The sequence below is a fragment of the Streptomyces sp. MnatMP-M17 genome, assembly GCF_900091995.1.
GTDB lineage: Bacteria > Actinomycetota > Actinomycetes > Streptomycetales > Streptomycetaceae > Streptomyces.
This window is the reverse complement of record NZ_FMDK01001234.1, coordinates 1-3,993: the sequence shown is the minus strand read 5'-3', so window position 1 is coordinate 3,993 and position 3,993 is coordinate 1. Positions and strand designations below refer to the sequence as shown.

Here is a 3,993-nt window from a genome sequence, read left to right as displayed (position 1 = left end):
GCCCGCCGCGAGCACCAGCAGCCCGGCCACCGCGCCGGTGTCGCCCGGCGGAGTGCCCACGGCCACCGCCGTACCGAATCCCTCCTGGCCTGATGCGATCGCCGCCGCGAGCCAGGCGACCGCCATCACCGAGGCCGTCGCGACCGGCGCCAGGGAGCCGCTGATCCGGCCGCTGGCGTAACCCGCCGTGACGGCCAGCACCGCGAGCAGAACGCCTTCGGGTCTGCCGTCGGTCCCTGCCGCGCTGATCAGCGCCCACACGGCGCAGGCGCCGAGGACCACGGCACCGACGACATCGGGCGCGCCGGAGCGTTCCGGTACGACTGATCGTTCCACCGGTGGTTCCGCTGGTGCGGCCATCCCGTCGCCCCCCGACCTCTGACGGCCCCGTCCACAACCGCCGGATCCGGCCATGCGACAAGGACTGGCGGACACGGTAATGGCAGCGATGGCGATGTGTGGAGGGATTGCGAAGGTACGCCGCCCTGCGTATCGGCTGCATCGGCCGTACGCGGTGACGCCTGCGGGTGGTGCCTGCGATGACGCGCGCCCTTGGCGCGCTCACAGTGCGCCGCTCCCGCGCCGCTCCCGAGCCGTTTACGAGCCGTTCCCGAGCCACTTCCGAGCCGCTTCCGACACGTCCTCGGGCGCGGCCGGCGGCCCGTAGTCCCGGCCCGTGCGCCCCGGCACATGGCGTCCCACCGTAGACTCCGCCAGGTGAGCGCCACCATCACCACCGTCGAGCCCACTCCGTCCGTCCCGGCCTCCGGCGGCCGTGGTCTGCTGCGACGGTTCATCCGGCCGGGCGCGGCGGCGCTGTCCGGCCTCCTGCTGTACGCGAGCTTTCCGCCTCGCACCCTGTGGTGGCTGGCGCTGCCCGGTTTCGCCCTGCTCGCCTGGAGTCTGTACGGCCGCCGGCCACGCGCGGCACTCGGCCTCGGGTACCTGGCAGGACTGGGCTTTCTGCTGCCGCTCCTGGTCTGGACGGGCGCCGAGGTCGGGCCGGGACCATGGCTCGCGCTGGTCGCGATCGAGGCGCTCTTCATCGCGCTCACCGGAATGGGCATCGCGGCCGTGTCGCGGCTGCCCGTATGGCCGGTCTGGGCCGCGGCGGTCTGGATCCTCGGCGAGGCGGTCCGCGCGCGGGTGCCGTTCGGCGGATTTCCCTGGGGCAAGATCGCCTTCGGCCAGGCGGACAGTGTCTTCCTGCCGCTCGCCGCGGTCGGCGGCACGCCCGTACTCGGCTTCGCCGTCGTCCTGTGCGGCTTCGGACTGTACGAAGCCGCACGTCAGGTCCTCGCGTACCGGAGGACCGGTACGGTGCCGCGCCGGGCCGGCGCCATCGCCGCACTCACCGTCTTCGTGCCTGTCGTGGCGGCGCTCGCCGCCCTCCCGCTGGTGGACGACTCGGCAGAGGACGGCACCGCGACGGTCGCCGCGATCCAGGGCAATGTGCCCAGGGCGGGCCTCGAATTCAACGCCCAGCGCCGCGCGGTCCTCGACAACCATGTCCGCAGGACGCTCCAACTCGCCGACGAGGTGAAGGCGGGCAAGGAGCCTCAGCCCGACTTCGTCCTGTGGCCGGAGAACTCGTCCGACATCGACCCGTACCGCAACGCCGACGCGCGGGATGTGATCGACCAGGCCGCCAGGGCGATCGGCGTACCGATCTCCGTCGGCGCCGTCGTCACTCCGGACACCGGACCGCTGCGCAACACCCAGATCCTGTGGGATCCGGAGCGCGGCCCGACGGCCACGTACGACAAGCGGCAGATCCAGCCCTTCGGCGAGTATCTGCCACTGCGCTCCCTCGTACGGACGATCAGCCCGGGCTACGCGGACATGGTGCGCCGGGACTTCGGCCGGGGCAGCGAGCCGGGCGTCTTCGATCTCGCGGGCACCGAGGTGGGGCTCGCCACCTGCTACGAGGCGGCCTTCGACTGGGCCGTACGGGACACCGTCACCCATGGCGCCCAGCTCATCTCCGTACCCAGCAACAACGCCACCTTCGACCGCAGCGAGATGACCTATCAGCAGCTCGCGATGTCGCGGGTGCGGGCCGTGGAGCACAGCAGGACGGTCGTGGTGCCGGTCACCAGCGGCGTCAGCGCGATCATCCAGCCGGACGGCAGGATCACCGAGAAGACCGGGATGTTCACACCGGGCGCGCTCGTCGCCGAGGTGCCGCTCCGCTCGTCGCTGACTCCGGCCACCCGCCTCGGCACGCTTCCCGAGGGCCTGTTGGCGGCGGTCTCGGTGGGCGGTCTCGGCTGGGCGACGGCCCGCTCCGCACGCAACAGGAGGAACGCGGCGGCCGGTTAGGGTCGGCGCATGGGAACTCCTGACTTCATCCGGCAGATCCGCGCCACCGCGGGCCACCAGCTCCTTCTGCTGCCCGGCGTCAGCGCGATCGTCTTCGACGACGACGGGCGCGTACTGCTGGGCCGCCGTGCCGACACCGGGCGCTGGTCGGTCATCGGCGGGATCCCGGAGCCGGGGGAGCAGCCCGCGGTCACGGCGGTGCGCGAGGTGTACGAGGAGACCGCCGTACGGTGTGTGGCGGAGCGCGTCGTGCTCGTCCAGGCGCTCAAGCCGGTCGTCTATCCCAACGGTGACGAATGCCAGTACATGGACATCACATTCCGCTGCCGCGCGGTCGGCGGTGAGGCACGGGTCAACGACGACGAGTCCCTGGATGTGGCGTGGTTCCCGGTGGACGGACTGCCGGAGCTGGGGGAGTTCGCGCTCCTGCGGATCAAGCAGGCGCTCACCGATGCACCCACATGGTTCGAACCTATGCCTCTCCGGTGAAGTGTGGGCTCTGACCACATCGGTCGGGGCCTGAGCGCTGCTTAGGGTGCGGAATATGACCGCGCCCACCACACCAGGTCCCGCCGACGCTTCCGCCGCCTCCTCCTTTGAGGCCGCTTCCGCTTCGGACGGCGCTCCCGCCGTAGCTCCTTCCGCTCCTGTCGCGCTCGACCTCGGCGGCCGTGTAGCACTGGTCACCGGTGCCGCGAGCGGTATCGGCCGCGCCTGCGCGCTGCGGCTCGCGGCGGCCGGGGCCCGGGTCAGAGCCGTGGACCGGGACGGCGAAGGGCTCGAAGGCCTGGCCAAGGACGCCAAGGGACTGCTGGGCGCCGTCGAACCACGGGTCCTCGATCTGACCGATCTCGACGCGGCCGAGCGGGCCGCGGCGGGCACGGACGTCCTGGTCAACAATGCCGGACTCCAACTGGTGCGTCCCATCGAGGACTTCCCGCCGGATGTCTTCCACACCGTTCTCACGGTCATGCTGGAGGCGCCCTTCCGGCTGATCAGAGGTGCGCTGCCGCACATGTATGGCGAGGGCTGGGGCCGGATCATCAATGTGTCCTCCGTACATGGGCTGCGCGCCTCGGCCTTCAAATCGGCCTATGTGGCCGCCAAACACGGTCTGGAAGGTCTCTCCAAGACCGCGGCGCTGGAAGGGGCCGCGCATGGAGTCACCTCCAACTGCGTCAACCCTGGATATGTGCGTACACCACTGGTCGAGAAGCAGATCGCCGACCAGGCGCAGACCCATCACATTCCCGAGGAGCGCGTTCTCACCGATGTCCTGCTCCAGGACTCCGCGCTGAAGCGCCTTCTCGAACCGGACGAGGTGGCCGAGGCGGTCGCCTATCTCTGCACTCCGCAGGCGTCCTTCATCACCGGTATCTCGCTCACTCTGGACGGCGGCTGGACCGCGCACTGACTCTTCCGAGCGGCCGGGTTGTCCACATCGCTTGCGTTGTCCACAGGGCTGGCGCGGTCGGCCGTACGACGGGTAATCCTGTGTCCATGTCCCACGATCAGGCTTCCTACCTGGAACTCCTCGCCCGCGGTGCCGCGGCGGAGGCATACGACCGGCCCGCGCTGCTCGCCCGCGCCGATGGCGCGGGTGCGGAGACGCTCGCCGCGCTGGAGCACGCCAAGCGGCTCGCCCTGCGGGTGCGGGCCGAGCTGGCGGAG

The 3,993-nt window shown here is 70.9% G+C and carries 3 protein-coding genes and 1 pseudogene; 3 read left to right on the top strand and 1 reads right to left on the bottom strand.

Translation table 11 applies throughout. From position 1 onward, the window contains the following. A pseudogene (locus GA0115259_RS42530) lies at positions 1–336 on the bottom strand (O-antigen polymerase); the annotation flags it as partial. A 381-nt stretch (positions 337–717) separates the two neighbouring features. Here GA0115259_RS42530 and lnt point away from each other — a divergent pair. From lnt to GA0115259_RS38145, 3 genes are read left to right on the top strand one after another with little or no spacing between them, the layout of a single operon-like run. Beyond that, positions 718–2,322: an apolipoprotein N-acyltransferase gene (lnt, locus tag GA0115259_RS38155; RefSeq protein WP_176732792.1), complete on the top strand. Its 1,605-nt coding sequence runs from the start codon at positions 718–720 to the stop codon at positions 2,320–2,322. A gap of 9 nt (positions 2,323–2,331) precedes the next feature. Further along, positions 2,332–2,811 carry an NUDIX hydrolase gene (locus GA0115259_RS38150; protein ID WP_093605205.1) on the top strand — a complete coding sequence of 160 codons (480 nt, stop codon included), beginning with the start codon at positions 2,332–2,334 and terminating at the stop codon, positions 2,809–2,811. A 55-nt stretch (positions 2,812–2,866) separates the two neighbouring features. Continuing rightward, positions 2,867–3,736 carry a 3-hydroxybutyrate dehydrogenase gene (locus tag GA0115259_RS38145; protein ID WP_093605203.1) on the top strand — a complete coding sequence of 290 codons (870 nt, stop codon included), beginning with the start codon at positions 2,867–2,869 and terminating at the stop codon, positions 3,734–3,736. Positions 3,737–3,993 lie beyond the last annotated feature (257 nt).

Bases quoted from the DNA above. Each gene is read 5' to 3' on its own strand.
- GA0115259_RS38150 (WP_093605205.1), top strand. From the start codon at position 2,332: ATGGGAACTCCTGACTTCATCCGGCAGATCCGCGCCACCGCGGGCCAC.
- GA0115259_RS38145 (WP_093605203.1), top strand. From the start codon at position 2,867: ATGACCGCGCCCACCACACCAGGTCCCGCCGACGCTTCCGCCGCCTCC.